Origin of the sequence: Candidatus Tisiphia endosymbiont of Parasteatoda lunata (assembly GCF_964030955.1) — a bacterium.
Lineage (GTDB): Bacteria > Pseudomonadota > Alphaproteobacteria > Rickettsiales > Rickettsiaceae > Tisiphia.
In genome coordinates this window covers 1,226,295-1,244,244 of the sequence record NZ_OZ035003.1, presented here as the reverse complement: position 1 = coordinate 1,244,244, position 17,950 = coordinate 1,226,295, and the positions used below count along the sequence as shown (strand labels likewise).

General features: G+C 34.4%; 18 protein-coding genes and 1 pseudogene. 6 read left to right on the top strand and 13 right to left on the bottom strand.

Annotated features, from left to right (window positions below):
- Positions 1-34 precede the first annotated feature (34 nt).
- Genes AAHN00_RS07745 through AAHN00_RS07735 form a run of 3 tightly spaced genes read left to right on the top strand, consistent with a single transcriptional unit; the run spans position 35 to position 1,535 of the window.
- Positions 35-175 carry a hypothetical protein gene (locus AAHN00_RS07745; RefSeq protein WP_342270913.1) on the top strand — a complete coding sequence of 47 codons (141 nt, stop codon included), beginning with the start codon at positions 35-37 and terminating at the stop codon, positions 173-175.
- A 34-nt stretch (positions 176-209) separates the two neighbouring features.
- Positions 210-1,394 (top strand): IS3 family transposase, encoded by a 1,185-nt coding sequence (locus AAHN00_RS07740; protein WP_342270912.1) that lies wholly within the window; start codon positions 210-212, stop codon positions 1,392-1,394.
- 12 nt (positions 1,395-1,406) lie between these two features.
- Positions 1,407-1,535, top strand: coding sequence for a hypothetical protein (locus AAHN00_RS07735; protein ID WP_342270911.1), 129 nt, complete (start codon positions 1,407-1,409; stop codon positions 1,533-1,535).
- A 179-nt stretch (positions 1,536-1,714) separates the two neighbouring features.
- On the opposite strand, the gene AAHN00_RS07730 is transcribed toward AAHN00_RS07735, so the two are convergent.
- The 4 genes from AAHN00_RS07730 to tnpA all read right to left on the bottom strand — a co-directional run bounded on the left by AAHN00_RS07730 (position 1,715) and on the right by tnpA (position 3,818).
- Complete coding sequence (locus tag AAHN00_RS07730; protein WP_342270910.1) at positions 1,715-1,840, bottom strand: hypothetical protein; 126 nt, start codon at positions 1,838-1,840, stop codon at positions 1,715-1,717.
- 33 nt (positions 1,841-1,873) lie between these two features.
- Entirely contained in the window at positions 1,874-3,070 is a 1,197-nt protein-coding gene (locus AAHN00_RS07725; protein WP_410521441.1) for an IS256 family transposase, read from the bottom strand.
- On the bottom strand, positions 3,013-3,135 hold the full coding sequence (locus AAHN00_RS15085) for a hypothetical protein (RefSeq protein WP_342272418.1): 123 nt from the start codon (positions 3,133-3,135) through the stop codon (positions 3,013-3,015). Before AAHN00_RS15085 ends, AAHN00_RS07725 begins: the two co-directional genes overlap by 58 nt.
- 248 nt (positions 3,136-3,383) lie before the next feature.
- The gene (gene tnpA, locus AAHN00_RS07720; RefSeq protein ID WP_342270909.1) at positions 3,384-3,818 is read right to left on the bottom strand and encodes an IS200/IS605 family transposase; all 435 of its coding nucleotides are present in this window, start codon (positions 3,816-3,818) and stop codon (positions 3,384-3,386) included.
- A 24-nt stretch (positions 3,819-3,842) separates the two neighbouring features.
- Between tnpA and AAHN00_RS07715 the strand changes: the two genes are divergently transcribed.
- Both AAHN00_RS07715 and AAHN00_RS07710 read left to right on the top strand, forming a co-directional pair.
- Positions 3,843-4,133 carry a hypothetical protein gene (locus tag AAHN00_RS07715; protein WP_342270908.1) on the top strand — a complete coding sequence of 97 codons (291 nt, stop codon included), beginning with the start codon at positions 3,843-3,845 and terminating at the stop codon, positions 4,131-4,133.
- A gap of 55 nt (positions 4,134-4,188) precedes the next feature.
- Positions 4,189-4,584: pseudogene (locus AAHN00_RS07710) on the top strand (helix-turn-helix domain-containing protein); the annotation flags it as partial.
- Positions 4,585-4,768: 184 nt separating this feature from the next.
- On the opposite strand, the gene AAHN00_RS07705 reads toward AAHN00_RS07710, so the two are convergent.
- The 9 genes from AAHN00_RS07705 to AAHN00_RS07665 all read right to left on the bottom strand — a co-directional run bounded on the left by AAHN00_RS07705 (position 4,769) and on the right by AAHN00_RS07665 (position 11,501).
- Positions 4,769-5,650, bottom strand: coding sequence for a transposase (locus AAHN00_RS07705; RefSeq protein WP_342270907.1), 882 nt, complete (start codon positions 5,648-5,650; stop codon positions 4,769-4,771).
- A complete protein-coding gene (locus AAHN00_RS07700; protein ID WP_342270906.1) occupies positions 5,647-5,817 on the bottom strand; it encodes a hypothetical protein in 171 nt (56 codons plus the stop codon). The genes AAHN00_RS07705 and AAHN00_RS07700 overlap by 4 nt, the downstream gene beginning before the upstream one ends.
- A 36-nt stretch (positions 5,818-5,853) precedes the next feature.
- Positions 5,854-6,561 (bottom strand): IS6 family transposase, encoded by a 708-nt coding sequence (locus tag AAHN00_RS07695; RefSeq protein ID WP_342270905.1) that lies wholly within the window; start codon positions 6,559-6,561, stop codon positions 5,854-5,856.
- A 179-nt stretch (positions 6,562-6,740) separates the two neighbouring features.
- Positions 6,741-7,298: a phospholipase D family protein gene (locus AAHN00_RS07690; RefSeq protein ID WP_341751122.1), complete on the bottom strand. Its 558-nt coding sequence runs from the start codon at positions 7,296-7,298 to the stop codon at positions 6,741-6,743.
- 9 nt (positions 7,299-7,307) lie between these two features.
- Positions 7,308-8,219 (bottom strand): lipoyl synthase, encoded by a 912-nt coding sequence (lipA, locus tag AAHN00_RS07685; protein WP_342270904.1) that lies wholly within the window; start codon positions 8,217-8,219, stop codon positions 7,308-7,310.
- A gap of 417 nt (positions 8,220-8,636) precedes the next feature.
- Entirely contained in the window at positions 8,637-9,632 is a 996-nt protein-coding gene (locus tag AAHN00_RS07680) for an Mrp/NBP35 family ATP-binding protein (RefSeq protein ID WP_342270903.1), read from the bottom strand.
- 89 nt (positions 9,633-9,721) lie between these two features.
- Positions 9,722-10,453 (bottom strand): coenzyme F420-0:L-glutamate ligase, encoded by a 732-nt coding sequence (locus tag AAHN00_RS07675; protein ID WP_342270902.1) that lies wholly within the window; start codon positions 10,451-10,453, stop codon positions 9,722-9,724.
- Positions 10,434-10,757: an iron-containing redox enzyme family protein gene (locus AAHN00_RS07670; RefSeq protein WP_342270901.1), complete on the bottom strand. Its 324-nt coding sequence runs from the start codon at positions 10,755-10,757 to the stop codon at positions 10,434-10,436. Before AAHN00_RS07670 ends, AAHN00_RS07675 begins: the two co-directional genes overlap by 20 nt.
- A gap of 36 nt (positions 10,758-10,793) precedes the next feature.
- Positions 10,794-11,501 (bottom strand): IS6 family transposase, encoded by a 708-nt coding sequence (locus tag AAHN00_RS07665; protein ID WP_342270900.1) that lies wholly within the window; start codon positions 11,499-11,501, stop codon positions 10,794-10,796.
- A 483-nt stretch (positions 11,502-11,984) separates the two neighbouring features.
- Here AAHN00_RS07665 and AAHN00_RS07660 point away from each other — a divergent pair, with 483 nt between their 5' ends.
- Positions 11,985-17,924, top strand: a complete 5,940-nt coding sequence (locus AAHN00_RS07660; RefSeq protein ID WP_342270899.1) for an autotransporter outer membrane beta-barrel domain-containing protein — start codon at positions 11,985-11,987, stop codon at positions 17,922-17,924.
- Positions 17,925-17,950: the final 26 nt, after the last annotated feature.

Sequence of the window (17,950 nt, the reverse complement as noted above, 5' to 3'; positions counted from 1 at the left end):
ACTATAGGACAGACTCATTATCAAAAATAAGGGGGTGTTTCCAGATGATAAGTCAATTCAAAAAATAATATTTTTATCCCTACAAAATGCAGCCAAAAAATGGACCATGCCTATTAAAGATTATAATGGACTGAAAAAATTAGACAAAGAAGCAGGTATTTTTGTTTCTCAATAAGTATAGAATAATAAATAAAATTAAAGAGAAACAAATGGGTAAAAAACAAATTAAAAATTTTAGTGCAGAAGCAAAAACTAAAATAGTATTAGAGATGTTAAAAGAAGAATCAACAATAGGTCAGTTATCGGTCAAATATGAAGTAACGGCTAAAACTATGCAAAACTGGAAACGACAATTTTTAGATAATGCGTCATTGGCATTTGAGCCAGCAAAAGCTGTTAGTGAGTACAAAGGGCAGATTAGTGAACTTAAGAATCAAAACGATGAACTTGCAAAAGCATTAGGTAAGGCTACAGTCGAGAGGGACTGGGCGGTGGGAAAGCTAAACAGCTTGGACTTATCAAATAAGAAAAGTCTTGTCGACCCCAAGCTGAGTACGTTAGCAAAGACAAGGCAATGTGAACTATTAAAGATAAGCAGATCTGGAGTATATTATAAAGCTAAAGTAATGAGCTTATATAATCTTGATATTTTAAATAGAATAGATGAAATATATACGGATAACCCTGAGTATGGTTATCGTTATATATACAAACAATTATTGGAAGACGGCTTTAATGTGGGCAGAGATAGGGTGCTTAAATATATGGGAATAATGGGTATAGAAGCTATTCATCCTCATAAAAAGCAATCTACTTCTGTGAAGGATGGTCAACATAAAATTTATAGCTATTTGCTTGAGCCGTACTGGCACAAATCAGGAACGAATAGAACTATTCATGTACCTTATGTTAATCAAGTGTGGAGTGGTGACATTACTTATATTAGAACTAACGGAGGATTTATGTATCTTGTGGCGATTATAGATTGGCATAGTAAGGCAATACTAAGTTATAAAGTATCTAATTCTATGGATGCATCACTTGTAACCGATGTATTAAAAGATGCACTGAATAAATACCCTGCACCACAAATATTCAATAGTGATCAGGGTAGTCAATATACTGGACATGAGCATACGGGAATTCTAAAAGAGAATAATATACAAATCTCAATGAACGGTAAGGGTAGAAGCATTGATAATATTGTGATTGAAAGATTTTTTAGAACTTTAAAATATAATTGTATATTTATAAATGATTTTAAAAATATCGCAGAACTTAAAGATGGTATTGATAAATACATGGATAAATATAACAATCAAAGATTCCATTCAAGTATTGGTTATAAAAAACCGATGAACGTGTATCTTGATTACTTACAAAATGCAGCTTAAAAATTATGTAAAATGGGAAACAAAATTAGTGAAAAATTTGTCTTGAAAAATCAGTCCAGTTTCGATTGGTCTTTAGCTTTAAATCAATTTGAAATACTTTGTGGAGATTTTAAATATGATTTATTGGAAAATAAAAAATGAACTTACACAAATTAAATGATTGACTCTAACTATATGTTAGTAATGTTATAAGACTGACTTTTAAATTCCCCTAGATATCAATTAGTATTTCTGCTAGGATTCTTATTATTCAAATTTGTATGTTTAAATGACTATGAAGAATATATTAATTATTAAACTATTAATTTTATTATTTACGATTAAACCCGCTTTGGCACAGCCATTGTCAATTGATAGCATATATCAACATTTATTGTCCCACTTTGGGAGAAAAACCCCGCACTTGCAGTGCGTCGTTTCAACATAAATTTTAAATATCTTATCAAGAAAAGAGAGTCAATCATTTAATTTGTGTAAGTTCATTTTTTATTTTCCAATAAATCATATTTAAAATCTCCACAAAGTATTTCAAATTGATTTAAAGCTAAAGACCAATCTTTAATAGGCATGGTCCATTTTTTGGCTGCATTTTGTAGGGATAAAAATATTATTTTTTGAATTGACTTATCATCTGGAAACACCCCCTTATTTTTGATAATTTTTCTAATTTGACGATTTACAGATTCTATAGTGTTAGTAGTATAAATTACCTTTCTGATCTCTTCAGGAAAGGCAAAAAACGGTATTATCCCAGACCAATTACGTTGCCAAATATCAGAAATTACCGGATATTTTTTATCCCATTTTACACCAAATTGCTGAAGTTTTAAACGTGCCATTTCGTCATTATTAGCTGTATAAATTTGTTTTAGATCTGATGTGACCTCTTTTAAATCTTTATATGACACATACTTTACTGAATTGCGAACCATATGTACAATACATAATTGTACTATAGTACTCGGGAATACACTGCTTATAGCTTCTGGAAAGCCCTTTAAACCATCCACACAAGCAACATAAATTTGTTCAATTCCTCGATTCTTTAACTCAGTAACTACTTGCATCCAAAATTTAGCACCTTCATTTTTGCCTATCCAAATGCCAAGTAACTCCTTTTTCCCTTCTATATTTACAGCAAGTGCTAAATATACTGCTTTATTTATTACTATGTGATTGTCTCTAGATTTTACATAGATACAGTCCAAGTATAATATTGGATACACCCTATCTAAACAACGATTTTGCCACCTAGTTACTTCTTCTATCACCCCATCTGTTATGGTGGATATCAAGTCACCAGATACATCAGTTTGATATATTTCTTCTAAATGCCCTCGGATCTCGCTGACTGTCATACCGCGACCATAAAGGGATATCACTTTCTCATCAAATCCATTAAATCTCCTCAGCCCTTTTGGTATTAATTGAGGATTATACTCTCCTTCCCGATCTCTTGGTACTTCTACTGTCAGCTTACGACCATCCCCATCAATTACTGTCTTCTCATAGCTACCATTACGACGATTATTATCTACTTTTGGCATCTTGCTATGTTTTGAATATCCTAATTCATGATCCAACTCACTTGCTAATATTTTCTCAACTATTTGCTTCTTTAGCTGTTGAAATAAACCATCTCGACCAAATAACTCCGATGGACTGCTTTTGATAATAATTCTTCTACTAGCTGATTACTGATGTCTAATGTATCTTTATCTGTATCTAATTTTTTAGCCATAATTCCTCCTTGCTTGCTTAAGTTACTTTTTTTACAGTAATCTCTTACTGCTTTCTTTGCAACTTACACAAACTATAGGACAGACTCAGAAAAGATAAGAATGAATCATACAGATATTTTTTAACAAAATCTTACACTTCACAGATATATTCTTTTTGTGTTGTGACACTTTCTAAATGAGCCATACACAAATAGTTTCTAACTTTTAAGTTAGTACATACATGAGGCATTCATGCCTTTAGCCTCAGCTAATTTTCAACTTGAAAGTCTCCCACAGCATCATCTTTACCTTCATGCTTTTCTATGTAGGCTTTGATCATCTGATCTGTGACATTACCTGTAGTTCTTACAAAATATCCTGTAGCCCATAAATGTTTACCCCAATATCTCTTTTTTAATTCCGGAAATTCTTGCTGAATCTTTCTAGAACTCTTACCCTTCAAATATTGTACCAGCTTGCTAACACTTTGATATGGAGGTATTGATACATATATATGCACGTGATTAGCGGCAACCTTGCCTCTTATTATTTCAACTCCATTATCTTTACATATCTCCTGTACTAGATCTTTGGTGCGTTTCCCAATATCTCCTATTAATACTTTATATCTATACTTCGTTACCCAAACTATATGATAGGTACAGTCGTATATTGTATGACTTGTTTTCTTATAATACTGCATTTCTACATATTATATGTTAAAACGATGCACTGCAAGTGCAGGGTTTTTCTCCCAAAGTGGGACAATAAACCTTCAACCAATTATTTAATACCAAATAATTGGTTACTGCAAACACTAAATATTTGGGGTGCTACTTTAGAAGAATATGGAGAAGGGCTTACACCAGTTGCAGATAACGTGATAGATGCACAATTTTTTGTCCCAACATGCCGTACTCAATCAGATTGTCGCGGAATCAGTACTTGTAAAACTGCTGATTTTACTTTGGATAATAGAACATTATGTTTAACAAATGCATATAATGTGTTGAAGTAGTTGAGATTTAATCTTACATTTAGTAAAATAAACAAATTATTAAATGGAGATTAAAATGAATTTAAATCAGAAAATAATAAGACCAAAAATAGGATTACTTGAACTAGCAAAAAGCTTAGGAAATGTATCTAGTGCATGTAAGACAATGGGGTATAGCAGAGATAGTTATTATAGATTCAAGGAATTATATGAGAATGGTGGCGATGAAGCCTTGTATGAAATAAGCCGTAAGAAACCCATATTGGCTAATAGAGTTGATCCTATTGTAGAGAAAGCGGTATTAGACATGGCAATAGAGTACCCCGCTTATGGTCAACTTCGTGTATCGAACGAATTAAAAAAAGATGGGATTTTAGTATCTCCCGGCGGCATTAGATCTATCTGGCTTAGGAACGATCTCAATAATCTTAAGAAACGGCTAGTAGCTTTAGAAAGTCCGTCCGCCAAAAATATTTAAAGCCCCCCATAATCTATGATTGAATAAAATTTTTACAAAAAAAATTCTAATATTTGCACTAAAATTAAAAATTGTTTTCAATTTTATTGAAAAATTTCTGTTTTAGTAAAATTTTTACATGAGCTTATTGTTAACGATTTTTTTTAATCGTTTAGCAAGTTTTTTAATGATAATTTTTTTATGTAGAGTTAGGCATGATGTGTAAATGATTGGCAATACATCGTAAATTCAAACCTATAGCAGAGATTATTGGATTGATCACATCTCCTATCACACCCTTCAAGAAGTTTCTGCCCATCCTGCCATATTGTTTCAAATGCCCTATTATTGGTTCTATAGCACTGCGTCTCCTGATCATACACTTGTCTTCTTTCAATAACTTTTTCCGAGTTTTTGGGGTATATACCTTACTCTTCTCTTTAACATTGCTGCCAGTATAACCAAGATCAACAAACGATTTTTTTATCTTTATTCCAGTTACATTTTCTACCGCTTCAAAACTCTGCTGCAATGTATGACCATCATAAGGATTATTATGAAACGATTTTGCTGACAGTACAAAATTTCTACGACCACTGACTACTACCGCAACTTTATTGCCAAACTCATATGGCTTGTTTCGTTTTCCCTTCCCTATACACTCTACCTCAGGGGCATGAAAACTATACAATATTTTATTCTGTTCTTTGTATTGCTTTTTCTCTTCTCTTTTTAAAACAGATTGGCTATGTATTTGTTTTACTTTTTTCAATACTTCTTGATCTCTGATAGATAAGTTTAATTTCTGATTTTTTATCTCACGCTCACATATTCTAACCAAACGACCAAGTAACGTTTTTAAATGCTTCATTATTTTCCAACGCTTCTTGGCTTTGCTATGCTCTTTATACTTCCAGAGCTTTATTATATCTCGCTTATAGGTTCTAGCGTAGGTTTCGTTTAAACTTATACCCAAACTTTGGCAAAGCTTCACAATACTAAGCCTAGCTTTATCCATTAAATAAACATCATGTGGGTGCTTGATATTCTTAATTTGTACCGTTGTATCAGCAATTATCAATTCCAAATCTTTTTTTTAATTGTGTTAGTTCTTATTCCAACTCTTATCAACTCTGCTAATATCTCGTTATATCCAGATTCACCTAATAAATTACGAAATCTTCTTATGCTAGTTTCCGACATCGCTATATCTGTTTCTATATAGGTTTTGTCGCATCTATAAATCATACTACATCAAGATTGTTAAAACTAAGGTTTTGGACATTATGATGCCATTAACATAGCAAAATTCTCAAAAGTAGAAAGATTATCATTAGCTCCAATTATTTGTCTTTTTTGCATCATACGAATATTTTCTATACCGGTAATAGTCATTTCTGCAGAATGAAAACTCTTAAAACCAAGCATTGGCTTTGTACGTTTTTTGATAAACCTATGATCTTGTTCTACAAGATTATTCAGGTATTTGGTCTGAATAACCTTAATTTTATAATCTTTAGGAACTTCTGTATTCAAATCATTAAGAGCAGCCGTATTACTACCGCTTTTATCAATTACTACTTTCTCAGGAAAATTATTCTCTCTAAAGGCTTTACGAAAAAATGCAAGTGCTGCAGGCTTGTCTCTATGCTTACGTAGCAGAAAGTCTACAGTATTACCAAGACTATCTAGTGCTCTATATAAATAAACCCATTTACCGTTTAATTTAATATAAGTCTCATCCATTCTCCAACTACTACCAACTGGCTTCTTTCTTTTTCTAACCACCTGATCTATCAATGGTACAAATTTTATAACCCATCTTTGTAATGTAGAGTGATCAATTTTTGCTCCCCTTATACTCATCATTTCTTCCAAATCTCGATAACTTAAAGAAAATCGGCATTTCATATAGACAAATAACATTATTATTTCTGGTGAAGAACAAAATCCTTTGAAATATGATAATAATCTTGCAGTAATACGAAACATCTTAACATCTTTTTTAGATCATTATATCAATCTTTTTTCTATTGTCCAACATATGCGACAGAACCTTTTGAGACTCCTAAAGATATTACTAGTAATTTGATACCAGGAATGTCTGCTATAGTTTCGGTCAGAACTAATTAACCCAAATTCGCAGAATTATTCGAGTATACCTCAATTAATTAATTTTTTGCTTGACGATTAAACCAGCTTTGCAAATAAGTTGCTGCAATATTTCTATTCTCTATTAATAAGACGTTTTCAGCATTTCTATTATCAGCTGCATTGGTAAAATTAAAGCTACCGGTAATCACCTTACTTTTATCAATGATCATAACTTTGTTGTGAGCAATACCTGGTACTTTATCTATTGAAACATCAATACCAGCCCGTTTTAATTCATGCATTTTAGAATATCTATCGTGTAAATTACTACGATCCAATAATACCCTTATTTGAACACCGTTTTGCTTAGCTTTAATTAGTTGATCCACTATATTTTGCGAAGTTAAACCAAATGCTTGAACATAAATACTATCCTTAGCCTTGGATATTTCTTTTGCTATTAATGATCCGCAGCCGGATGGCGGGGTAAAACAAACATTTAAATTATCAGTTTCGGTATGAAAACTGTGCCAAGAAGCTGTTTCTCGTACCTCATTATATCCTATCCCGATAGTAATGCCGAGTAAGAACGATATTATTACGGGTAGATTAAGCTTTTTAGGTAGTTTTTTCATTTTCTTATACTATGCCGAAACCAAGGCCTTAGCCCCCTTTAATTTTTGGAAATCATCACCAGCATGATAAGAAGAACGGGTTAATGGACTGGCGGAAACCATCAAAAACCCTTTAACTCTTGCTACTCTTTCAAAATATTTAAATTCTTCTAGAGAAACATATCTAGCAACTGCTGCATGGTTTTTGGTTGGCTGTAAATATTGTCCTATAGTTAGAAAATCAACTTTAGCTTCCCTTAAATCGTCCATTACTTGTATAATTTCATCGTTTGTTTCTCCAAGACCAACCATCATACCTGATTTAGTAAAAATCTCAGAGTCTAATTTTTTCACATTATGCAAAAGACTTAATGAATTATAGTATCTCGCTCCTGGTCTGATAGTTTTGTATAGAGAAGGCACTGTCTCTACATTATGATTATAAACGTCAGGTTTTGCTAATACCACTATTTCAGCTGCCCCATCTTTCTTAAGAAAATCTGGGGTTAGAACTTCAATTGTGGTATTAGGAGCAACTAGTCTTATTTCCTTTATACAATTGGCAAAATGCTCAGCCCCACCATCATCTAAGTCATCTCGATCAACTGAAGTAATTACCACATGTTCAAGCCCTAATTTCATTACGGCTTGTGCTAGTCTCTGTGGCTCATGAGGATCGAGTAAATCGGGACGACCAGTTTTAACATTACAAAATCTACAAGCACGAGTACAGACAGATCCCAAAATCATAACTGTAGCATGTTTTTTTGCCCAACATTCCCCTATATTAGGGCAAGCAGCTTCTTGACAAACTGTATTTAATTTTAAACTCTCAATTAGTTTTCTTGTATCATGATATTGATATGAATTTGGTGCTTTAACCTTTATCCAATCAGGTCTTTTAAGGGGTTGAGCTTCTTCTATCTTGATTATGTTTGACATATAATCCTGCTTTATTTATGGCCTGCTTTTTTATGAATTTTATAGTCACCTTTTTGGTTAAAACCCCCAGCTTCAGCTGGGAAAGACTTCAGTCCTTGTTCTAATATTTCAATTCACTATAACTTGAATATATGATATTTTAATATACATGAAGAGCTTGCTCTTATGTATATTAAAATATCATATATGACAGATTATAACAAGACTAGCCACACTGTATTTTACCATCGCTTTCATGTTGTTTGGATCACTAAATATCGCTACAAAGTATTGCAGGGTAACTTATAAGAATTAGGATCAGAGAGATAGCACAGGCATTAGTAATATCTCTTTAGAGTAATAGCGACTTCCAGTCTAGATATCAACCCACCAGCTTCAGCTGGTTGTTATTGAGATTCAAATCATTTGAGTATATCATTAAACAAATTGTTTTATTGGTAGTTTAACTATATCTGTAAGGCTAGTGCTGTTATCACAGTTGTAAGATAATTTGGGTTCAATAGGAATCTTACAGATTAAAGGTATATTATATTCTTTGGCAAAATTTTCTCCACTATTACCGTTAAATATCTGAATTTTCTTTCCCGAACTTGGTTCAACTAGATAGCTCATATTTTCTATAATACCTAAAATTGGTAGGTTAAATTTTCTGTATAAATCAATCGATCTAACGACATCTATTGCAGCCATTTTTTGTGGAGTAGTTACTATTATTACTCCATCTAGTTGGTAATTTTCTAAAATACTTAAGTGAATATCACCAGTACCAGGAGGCATGTCAATAATTAAATAATCTAACTCCTGCCAATGGGTGAGAGATAATAGTTGATAAATGGTCTTGCTGGCCATCGGACCACGCCAAACAATAGCTGAATTATCCTTAATAAGAAATCCAATAGAAATAATTTCAATGCCCCGCGATTTTAAAGGGGTCATTTTATTATACACTATTTCAGGTACACCACTAATACCAAATATTTGCGGAATTGACGGACCATAAATATCAGCATCTACTATTCCCACCTTGTATCCTTCAAGATTTAATTGCTCCGCTATCAATGCTGTTATAGTAGATTTACCAACTCCCCCTTTACCGGATGCCACCAATATTATCTTCTTTACTCCGTCAATGAAATGCTTAACTTTTGAATTAGTTGATTTTTTAGCTACACCTTTGCTACTAGTTAAAACTATAGTTATTTTCCCAATATTAGGTATTTCATTTAATTTTTTAATGGCTTTAATTTTTATTTCATCGATTTCCTTGGAATCTTTACCAAGAATATTAATAGCAAACCCAATATTTTTATCCTTAATTATAATATTAGATATAATATTGACTAATTTTGTATTATCACTAAAAGTGATATCTGAAATTTTATTTAGTATTTGTTGCTGGTTTATATCAATCATCGTTTTTAAGTAAAATGAAGCTCTTACCGTTAATAATCTTATTTTTCAACGTACATTAATCCATTTACTGGATCATTATTGCACGCTTTTTAACTCACCCATTTCGCCGATTTTAATAATGGACCATATAAATCTTCTTCCATACTAATGAAAATGCTAAGTTTTTCCTCTTCCGATAGAGGTCTGTCAAGAAAGGTCAGACGGGGAGCATCCTTAATAATAGTTATAGGGGTTTGTTCATTGCCTTCCCCCATAACAAAAACAGCTGCTCCTGCTAATGAATCTAATATATTAATTTGTGTGACATTTAAAGATTGATTATAAATATCATGCTTACCAATATAGGAATATAACGGGCTAAAACCACACCAACCAAGAGCAATTCCAGTTACACCTTGTCTCATAATAGTTGTATGACTATCGGTTATAACAATTCCCAAATCGCGAATATTATGTTTACTGCGTAAATATTGCCAAATCCAATAGGCTGTTTTCTGAACAGCTTGAGGATATAATACATAAACACCATCGACATTAGATTCATCAATACCAGCAGAGGGAATTAGTAAGCCATTTTTTATAGTTAAGTAAATATTATACCTATTTTCTTCTGTCTCTAATATTTGATCTGCCTCTTGTAGAATTAATGTATATTTATCAATATCACCTTTTTTAACAAACCTTCCCTCTAATACACTAATTACTTTTGAAGTTATAGCTACAACATCACCTTCTTTTAAATCTGCAATATACTGAGTCAATATAGTTTGTAATGACTCACCATATTGGATTTTATGAGTCTTAATGGCATGAATTTGCATATAACCCTTCCATCCCATCAAGAAATTGCCAGAGTAATTTAGGCCCCTTCACAGCTCCATAATGTACTTGTTTTTGTTCTATGCTATTAAGTTTGTTAATCAGCTTAATAAGTTCATTGGTATGCCATATATCAGTTTTTGCATGGACAACGAAAAATTCTAAGGTTCTTTGATTGTGAATATTATAATGTTTTTTCAGAGCATCAATCTTGACTTTTGATACTGTTGGAGTTTGTCTTTCATAAGGATATAAGGCTCCAAGTCCAGTAGGATAATCTGTGGTTTTGTCGCATCTATAAATCATACTACATCAAGATTGTTAAAACTAAGGTTTTGGACATTATGATGCCATTAACATAGCAAAATTCTCAAAAGTAGAAAGATTATCATTAGCTCCAATTATTTGTCTTTTTTGCATCATACGAATATTTTCTATACCGGTAATAGTCATTTCTGCAGAATGAAAACTCTTAAAACCAAGCATTGGCTTTGTACGTTTTTTGATAAACCTATGATCTTGTTCTACAAGATTATTCAGGTATTTGGTCTGAATAACCTTAATTTTATAATCTTTAGGAACTTCTGTATTCAAATCATTAAGAGCAGCCGTATTACTACCGCTTTTATCAATTACTACTTTCTCAGAAAAATTATTCTCTCTAAAGGCTTTACGAAAAAATGCAAGTGCTGCAGGCTTGTCTCTATGCTTACGTAGCAGAAAGTCTACAGTATTACCAAGACTATCTAGTGCTCTATATAAATAAACCCATTTACCGTTTAATTTAATATAAGTCTCATCCATTCTCCAACTACTACCAACTGGCTTCTTTCTTTTTCTAACCACCTGATCTATCAATGGTACAAATTTTATAACCCATCTTTGTAATGTAGAGTGATCAATTTTTGCTCCCCTTATACTCATCATTTCTTCCAAATCTCGATAACTTAAAGAAAATCGGCATTTCATATAGACAAATAACATTATTATTTCTGGTGAAGAACAAAATCCTTTGAAATATGATAATAATCTTGCAGTAATACGAAACATCTTAACATCTTTTTTAGATCATTATATCAATCTTTTTTCTATTGTCCAACATATGCGACAGAACCACTAGTATGATAGTGAAACGAAAGAGTTTTTTCGTGGTTGCCTTTCTGCAACTTTAGTGTAAAATCAACAGAAAAGTTCTTGTGCAGAGTCACAGAATGTGCTAAGTATCTGATAAGATTGGTGAAGTTTGAACCAAAGATACTCTCCCCATTCGGGATGATACTTAAGTATTAACCTCAGTTTGATGTCAATTCCTTGCGTAGGTAGGGGATATAAAAAAATGACCAAGATCAGGTTGAGTTAAGTTATTTTAGACCGCTACCTATGCATAGCACAATCGCTCGCTAATAGACGACTTTTTAACTTTCAACGGTTGTGCTATGCAGGGGGTGACATCGTTAAGAGAGATAGGGATAACGTAATGATGGCAGGTATCTAGACATGAATTATTTTTTTTAATTATAGAATGGTAAAATGATGGCAAAAAAACAAAAATCCTTTAAATATTTACTGGCTAGTAGTGCAATCGCCTCAGTTGTAGCTGGTCTAGGCAGTAGTGGTGTGGCATTTGGCGGGGCTGTTCCGGATGCTGTTTTGATGATAGGCAATGCGGAGTTGAGTGATACTCCAGTTGGAGGTCAAAATCATTGGAATGCAATTGATCAGCATGGAGTGGTTGTCAATCCAGCTGATTTTATTTATGCACCTCAGGATAATGAGGCATTCACCTATGGTGATGATTTTACACTTAATGCTAACAGACTAGATGCTATTATTACAGCTATCAACCTAGCTAACCATAATCCCGGCATACTTAGGGTTAGTCAAAATCTGTCAATCGGTTCTATAGTGCCTGATGCTCATGGTGCTGGTGCAGGTGCTGGTAGGTTACCTATAAAGATAGAAGCTGGTCACACCTTAACTTTAACTGGTACTCCAGCTGCTGTGGCTGATCATGGCTTCGATGCAGGTCTCAATACCTACACTGGCTTGGGTAATGTAGAGCTTGGTGGTGCAGGCTCAACTCTTGTAGTTCATTCTGGTGGTGGGGATATAGCTGTCGGCAGTGTCTCGGCTGGTGTACATCAGCAGGGCGTATTAACCTTCACAACAGGTGGTACAGTTGGGCAGATTGGTGCTAATGGTGCTTCTTTAGCAGCCGTAAATATCGGTGCAGAAGCAGTTACTTTAGGCGGTAATGTTTGGGCTACTAATACTAACCTTGCCGATATAGCTTCTGTACTTAACCTAGCAGCTGGTACGACAATCAATGGTGCTGTGGATAATACTGGTGGTGCTGCTGCTGCTGGTGCTGCTGCTGGTATATTAAACTTCGCAGGAGCTGGTAATGTAACCGGGGCTATTGGTGCTACTAAGGCTTTAGCAGCGGTTAATTTCGAGGGAGCTGGTGATGTACACTTACGGCAAGCAGCTAAGGCTCAGACTTTTACTTTTAATGAAGTTGCTACGTTACATGCCCATGAAGGTATTACTGGTAATGTGCATTTCAACCATAATGATGGTACAATTAAGCTGACAGATGGCAAGACAATCGATGGTAATATCACTACGCAAGGTAGTGGTGAAGGAATATTAACCTTCGATGGAGATGGTGAAGTAACTGGGGGTATTGGTGCTACTAAGGCTTTAGCAGCGGTTAATTTCGAGGGAGCTGGTGATGTACACTTACGGCAAGCAGCTAAGGCTCAGACTTTTACTTTTAATGAAGTTGCTACGTTACATGCCCATGAAGGTATTACTGGTAATGTGCATTTCAACCATAATGATGGTACAATTAAGCTGACAGATGGCAAGACAATCGATGGTAATATCACTACGCAAGGTAGTGGTGAAGGAATATTAACCTTCGATGGAGATGGTGAAGTAACTGGGGGTATTGGTGCTACTAAGGCTTTAGCAGCGGTTAATTTCGAGGGAGCTGGTGATGTACACTTACGGCAAGCAGCTAAGGCTCAGACTTTTACTTTTAATGAAGTTGCTACGTTACATGCCCATGAAGGTATTACTGGTAATGTGCATTTCAACCATAATGATGGTACAATTAAGCTGACAGATGGCAAGACAATCGATGGTAATATCACTACGCAAGGTAGTGGTGAAGGAATATTAACCTTCGATGGAGATGGTGAAGTAACTGGGGGTATTGGTGCTATTAATGCTAATCCTGCTCTTAATAGGCTTATTTCCCGAATTAATATTAATGCAGCTGGTAAAAATGTTATATTAAAACAAAATGTCTATACTAATAAACTTAACTTTGCTGCTGCTAGTACTGTAAAAATTGGTGGTGATTTTGTAGGAGGAGTTAATTTTAATGCTGGTGGAACATTAGAATTTAACGGTGCTGATGGTCCTGGAGGGAGAATAACACTTCGTTTTTTCAAGTCAACAATACAAGGTGGTGCTAATGGTACTTTAAATGTTAATACTAGCCTGCTCGTAGCTACAAATGCACAGATTGGAAAGATTAAAACCATAAATATAGGTGCTGCTGGAGTAGGGAATAATAAGGCTCTAGCAATAGATGCCTCAGCTGCTGATGTTACTCTCCTTGGTCGAGTTAATCCTGGTATTGGTGTTGCTGTTAATCAAAATATTAATTTTATGCATGCAGATTCGATGTTGGGCTTATTTACAAGCGGACATAATAGTACTATAATCTTTCATGCTAACTTATCAGGAGGAGTTCCTGATGGTCATGGTGGTTTTGCTGGTGATGGAGGAATCGTGTGGCTAGATGGTGATGACACTCGCACTTTAACTGTGCAATCTGTAACCGGTGGAGAAACCCTTGGTATTGTTGGTAATAAGCTAGGTGAATTACGTATTTCTCGTCGAGTTACCATCGCAGGGGATAATACTCCTGCTGTTCATAATAAGCTTAATGTCCAGCATGCAAATAAGTTGAGCATTATTAATGGGGCAACATTTACCGATAAAAGTACTACCTCGGCACAGATTGAAGAAATTCATATTGGAGCAGCGTCTGCTGATGTGCCTACACCTGCCGGTCCAGCAAATTATATACTTGATGCAGAACACATTAATTTTAATTTAAATGCTCATGCTGATAATCAGATTACTTTTGACCATGCAGATGCTCAGTTAACCTTACGGAATAGTGCTGCTGGAAATAAAACTATAACTTTGCTAAACAATCTAAATCCAGGTGCTCCTAATAAAGGTGTAGTTGAGTTTGATTCTGTTAATGATGGAGCAGAATTAAAGATTGATGGAGCTGGCTTATCTTTAGGTACTGCTGTTAATAAATTAAAAAAGGTAATTTTTTCAGGTAGAGGTAAATTTGACACTCGGGCGATTATCATTCATAGCAAAAATATAGAATTAAATGTAAATGAACTAACATTGGGTGATGTTAATAGCAATATTTTATTTGTTAATAATACTGTACTTACCGTTGGTAATATTACAGGTAATGTAGATTTCCAAAATCATGATGGTACAGTTAAGTTGGAAGCTGGTAAGAGAATCAATGGTAGTGTAACTAGTACTGGTGATGCTAAGGGAACATTAGAATTCCTAGGAATTGGTGAAGTAACAAGCTTGATCACTAACTTAAAGATGTTAAGAGCTGGGGCAGGTAATGTAAGATTAGTAGGTGGCAATTATACTATTACTGAAATTCAAGGTAAAGGTGTTGGTGATTTAACTTTTGCTAATAACTTTAATTTAACAGGTTCTATTAACTCAACAGGAGGAAATGCAGTTGGTTTAATATTCGAAGGCAACAATAGAGTTACTGGTGTAGTTGGAACGGCAACAAGTCCCGTTGGTACTATACAAGTCCAAGGTACTACCGTCTTTGGCGACAAAGTTCAAACTGCTAATGATCAGGACATCATAATATCTGCTGGAGCAACTGCTGAGTTTGCTAACAGCGTGACAACTCGTAATATTAAGGGACATGCAGCTGGTCAAGGTACAGTTCAATTTAGTAATGCTGAAACTATAATCGTTAATAGTGCAATAGGTGCTACTAATGCAGTAGATACTCTAGACATAGCGGGAGCAGATGTAAAGCTTACCCAAGCAGTTTCAGCGAATTATATTAACTTCTCTAATGCTAGTAAAGAGGTAACTTTAACGTTAGAAAGGACAAGTACTGTAGGTGGTATTAGGACTAATGGTAATAATGTTCATACTCTTGCATTAGCTGCAGATTTTACCACTGGAATACAAGATATTGGGTTAGAGAAGAACAGGTTAAAATCTATTAAATTACTGGGTGATCATAAAATTACTATTAATAGTGGTGTCTATTCCGATATATCAACTCAAACTAATAATACTGGTAAAGTAATTTTCAACTTGAATAGAAGCTTTGCTTATAACCTTGGAACAAATAAATTAAGATTGTCTGATGTAACCTTTGCTAAGAATGCTACGGTAAGAGGTGATGTTTATTCTAAGCAAATAACCATTGCTAGTGATAAGACTGCAACTTTTGCTGGTACTATAAACAGAACTATATCTGTGCCAAACTCCACTGTAGATGGAGCTAGCATATCAAGATCATTGAAAAGTTTTGCCTATAGTACACAAATTGGTTCGGATGAAATAAAAAATGAAGGTATTGCAAAATTTGATAAGGCAGTACTGGTTGATGCCAAAATTACTGGTGGTAAGGTAACGTTTACCGATAATGTTTGGTTTAAACAAACTGCTAATGGGAAAGAAGTAAATTTTGCTGCAGATAAGTTTGTAATATTAGAACAAAATATCAGCTTTGCTAATATTAAAGCAGATAAAGCTAAGATAATTATATTACCTAAAACAGCCTCTATAACTGGTAATTTAGCAGCTAAAGGTTTAACCGTAGATCTTGCAGCTAATCAATTAAAATATACTGGTCAGGCACAGCTGACAGGAGATGTAGAATTAGTTACTGCCTACGACCCATCAAGTGCAGCAGGTGGTAATATAGAGGTTCAGAAAGGTAGTAAATTGGATTTATCGAAAGCAGACCAGCTGACTATAAAAGTGAATGCTCGGACTGATATTAACAAAATTCCTGAGGGGGGTGCTAAGTATGTTGTGATTTCATCAGTTGATGGTCAGGGTCTTGTTGCAATTGATCACAGTAAAATTAAGCTTGATCCAACTGGTGAACAAAACCGTTTCGTACAGTGGTCCATGGATTCTAGTGATCTAAAACTATATATAACTGACATTTCTAAGGAAGTTATAGATAAAGACATTGCTGGTAAATCCCTATCACAGGAAGAACGGAAATTTTATACACTGTTGAATAATGTAACAGATCGTAATAGTTCTGCTGGTAAGTTCAGGAACAATATAGGTTTGATGGATAGAGAGCATGCCCTTCAAGCGATGGATAGAATATTGCCTGGTAATGAAAATCCAATAGGAGAGAGCCTTGCAAGAAATCCAACATCTGAAATAATTAGAGGATTGATGGCTCAAGCTGATACCCAAATTACTGCAACAAGGATGGGAAATTCAGTACCTATGAAAAATGCTGCATCAGCTGTAGGCTCTAGTGATGATGATACGCTAAGGTATGGAGTATGGGGTAGTCCATTCTATGGTACTGCTTGCCAAGAAACGTATAAAGGAGTTAGTGGTTATAAAGCGAAATCAGCTGGTGGAATAGTTGGATTTGATGGTTTAGTAAATGATAATCTGCTACTTGGTGCAGCTTATAGCCGAATTAACACACAAATGTCTCATCAGGATAAGAAATTTGGTGATAAAACTAATGGTAAGACTAATATCTTCTCCTTATATAGTTTATATAATCTTACCAATAATTGGTTTACTGAAGCTATAGCATCATATGGTATAACTAGGGTTAGGAACTCAGAAGGACGCCTAATTGCAACGAATGTGAAAAGAAATGTTACTGCTCTAGAGACTGCTGCTGCTAAGTATAAATCTATCTCTTATAGTGGTCAATTACTTACAGGGTATAATTATATAGCTTCTGAAAAGTTAATGATTACTCCAACAATTGGGTTCAGATATTCGCAATTTAAGGATGCTGGCTATACGGAAACTGGTACAAAATTCCAAAACCTAGTTGTTAAGAAAAGGTCGTACAATAAATTTGAAGGTATTTTAGGGTTAAGAACTGCGGCAACCCTGAAGGCTAACAAAGTACTGTTAATACCAGAATTGCATGGTTACGTTAATCATGACTTCAAAGGAAAAGCACCAATTATTGATGCAAGGTTAGATGGGATAAATGAACCATTACCGACTAAATCAGTTAAACCTGTTAAGACCTTCTTCACTGTTGGTACTGGTTTCACTGCGAAATATAATATGATGGAATGTGGTATTATCTATAATGTTAACATTGCCAGCAAATATATTGGTCACCAAGGTAGTTTGAAGGTTAAAGTGAATTTTTAAGTAGCTTATCCTCAATTTAATGAGTG

Excerpts from the sequence above, each read along its gene's own strand:
- tnpA (WP_342270909.1), bottom strand. The coding sequence starts at position 3,818 with ATGCAGTATTATAAGAAAACAAGTCATACAATATACGACTGTACCTAT.
- AAHN00_RS07680 (WP_342270903.1), bottom strand. The coding sequence starts at position 9,632 with ATGATTGATATAAACCAGCAACAAATACTAAATAAAATTTCAGATATC.
- AAHN00_RS15085 (WP_342272418.1), bottom strand. The coding sequence starts at position 3,135 with ATGGCTAAAAAATTAGATACAGATAAAGATACATTAGACATCAGTAAT.
- AAHN00_RS07695 (WP_342270905.1), bottom strand. The coding sequence starts at position 6,561 with ATGTTTCGTATTACTGCAAGATTATTATCATATTTCAAAGGATTTTGT.
- AAHN00_RS07690 (WP_341751122.1), bottom strand. The coding sequence starts at position 7,298 with ATGAAAAAACTACCTAAAAAGCTTAATCTACCCGTAATAATATCGTTC.
- AAHN00_RS07660 (WP_342270899.1), top strand. The coding sequence starts at position 11,985 with ATGGCAAAAAAACAAAAATCCTTTAAATATTTACTGGCTAGTAGTGCA.
- AAHN00_RS07665 (WP_342270900.1), bottom strand. The coding sequence starts at position 11,501 with ATGTTTCGTATTACTGCAAGATTATTATCATATTTCAAAGGATTTTGT.
- AAHN00_RS07675 (WP_342270902.1), bottom strand. The coding sequence starts at position 10,453 with ATGCAAATTCATGCCATTAAGACTCATAAAATCCAATATGGTGAGTCA.
- AAHN00_RS07735 (WP_342270911.1), top strand. The coding sequence starts at position 1,407 with ATGGGAAACAAAATTAGTGAAAAATTTGTCTTGAAAAATCAGTCCAGT.
- lipA (WP_342270904.1), bottom strand. The coding sequence starts at position 8,219 with ATGTCAAACATAATCAAGATAGAAGAAGCTCAACCCCTTAAAAGACCT.
- AAHN00_RS07740 (WP_342270912.1), top strand. The coding sequence starts at position 210 with ATGGGTAAAAAACAAATTAAAAATTTTAGTGCAGAAGCAAAAACTAAA.
- AAHN00_RS07715 (WP_342270908.1), top strand. The coding sequence starts at position 3,843 with ATGCACTGCAAGTGCAGGGTTTTTCTCCCAAAGTGGGACAATAAACCT.
- AAHN00_RS07670 (WP_342270901.1), bottom strand. The coding sequence starts at position 10,757 with ATGATTTATAGATGCGACAAAACCACAGATTATCCTACTGGACTTGGA.
- AAHN00_RS07700 (WP_342270906.1), bottom strand. The coding sequence starts at position 5,817 with ATGATTTATAGATGCGACAAAACCTATATAGAAACAGATATAGCGATG.